Below are 1,686 nucleotides of genomic sequence, written 5' to 3'. Positions count from 1 at the left end.
TTCGCTCGACACCACGCCGCACCCGCGCGAGCCGTCGGGATGTCGGACGTGGGCTTGTCGCTCGCTTTGATTTGGAGTGTTTTGGTTGTACAATGGTTGTACCTCGTTGTATTTGGTTGTACACGAATTCAAAGCCCTAAGAACTGCCATTCTTGGGGCTTTACTATTTAATCCTTTCTCATTTCTTGAGCTGCTGCTTCAAGGCCAGAAGCTAAAAGTTCAGATAGAATTTTTTGTTTATCCTTACCTGCTTCAATATCCTGAAAAGCTTTAAGCATTGCCTCAACTACTGGGCGTTGTGCGTCTAATAAACCCATAACCATTGTTGATACAGGGATATTTTGATAATCGGCTACTTTCTTCAATAAATCCAAGTAGTCTGGCTGAATTGTGAGGGCTAATCGTTTTTGAACTGCCATTCTAAAAACCTTATGTTACTAATAGTCACATAATACATCCAAACAAAAAATAATCAAATATTTGCACGACGGCATAGCCGAAAAACTCCCGATCTTGGTTCAGATGAAAGCTGTAATCAAAGAAAGGAATATTTTGTAATTCTTGTTGTGTCAGTTCGCTCGTAGACACTCGCTCTGTAAAATAAAGCATAAAAAAACGCCCAAGATATTTATCTCAGGCGTTAATAAAATTCGGAAGAAGATTTATAAGGTTGTATAAATCTTCACAATATCTAACTTAACCTAACTGTTAGACAGCGTTAACTTATTTTCACTTAGTGAAACAGAGGATAACGACTAGACCAGCAGTTAAGACTGCGCGGCCTTGAGACTATAACTATAAGATTAAAAATAAATAAAATCAATTTATTCTGATTAATCAAAAATATGATCCCTAAATCAAAATATTGTTATGCCTTATTAATCCATAATTAAGTAAGCATTGCCTTATTAGTTCCATCGGTTTTTTAAGTGTCTGATCTTCTGCAACAGCAACTAGTAATTCACCCTGTTTTTTCTGTTTTCTAACAGCATTCCACATTTCAATATCTAGCTTAAAAAGCAGCTCCGCTACGTTGTCGGTATCGTCTACAATTTCCTGATCGGTTTTTTCTTCTGCTTTACTAACCAACTTTTTAAGACCTTTCGACCAATTCAACTGGCGAGTGCCTTTGAAAGCAAAATAATATAATTTGAACAGATTGGCATCTGTTTCATTTTCTGAATCTGAATAACTTCTCAAAATATCAAAAGGGGTGCGGGAATTTTCTTTTCCTTTTTTGATATGACCCTTAGTCATCTCATGCTCTAAGCCCCATTTTGCAACATAACTACCTGCTTCATTTCCGCCTTGTAAATCTAATCCGTGTTTTTCACTTGGAGTATCTAATCCTGATTTCTCACAGCAATCTTTCCAGATGTTGTACATATCCTGCTTAATACCTGGTAATGATTCTTTGCCTAAAGAGTAAGGAACAAATAATAAAACGTGATAATGGGGATGGAATCCATTTGCACCGTGGGTAATTTCAAAGCATGAGATATAGTGTTTTATTTGCCAACGCTCAAACATATCTTTAGATGCACGGACACCCTTAAAGAATTTTGAGTATGCTTTTTTCAGGTCTTTTTTTAGTTGTTTGATGTCAGTATCTGAATAATGAGGAACAGTAAGGGTAAGAAGTAATACAGATCCGCCTTGTTTCTGCCACCAATCCATAGCATCTTT

2 protein-coding genes are annotated in these 1,686 nt (G+C 36.8%); both read right to left on the bottom strand.

The genetic code is table 11. The features are described 5' to 3' along the window. Positions 1-167: 167 nt before the first annotated feature. Positions 168-419 carry a hypothetical protein gene (locus tag FTV34_RS17300; protein ID WP_180009754.1) on the bottom strand — a complete coding sequence of 84 codons (252 nt, stop codon included), beginning with the start codon at positions 417-419 and terminating at the stop codon, positions 168-170. A gap of 433 nt (positions 420-852) precedes the next feature. Further along, the coding region (locus FTV34_RS17295; protein ID WP_180070894.1) for a protein rep at positions 853-1,686 on the bottom strand (834 nt) is incomplete at its 5' end.

It is taken from the genome of Acinetobacter sp. YH16038 (assembly GCF_013417275.1).
GTDB lineage: Bacteria > Pseudomonadota > Gammaproteobacteria > Pseudomonadales > Moraxellaceae > Acinetobacter.
Note: the sequence above shows the minus strand (reverse complement) of the source record. Positions and strands in the feature narration are given on the sequence as shown.

What these genes read in the sequence shown, in the direction of transcription:
- FTV34_RS17300 (WP_180009754.1), bottom strand. Translation starts at nt 419, where the DNA reads ATGGCAGTTCAAAAACGATTAGCCCTCACAATTCAGCCAGACTACTTG.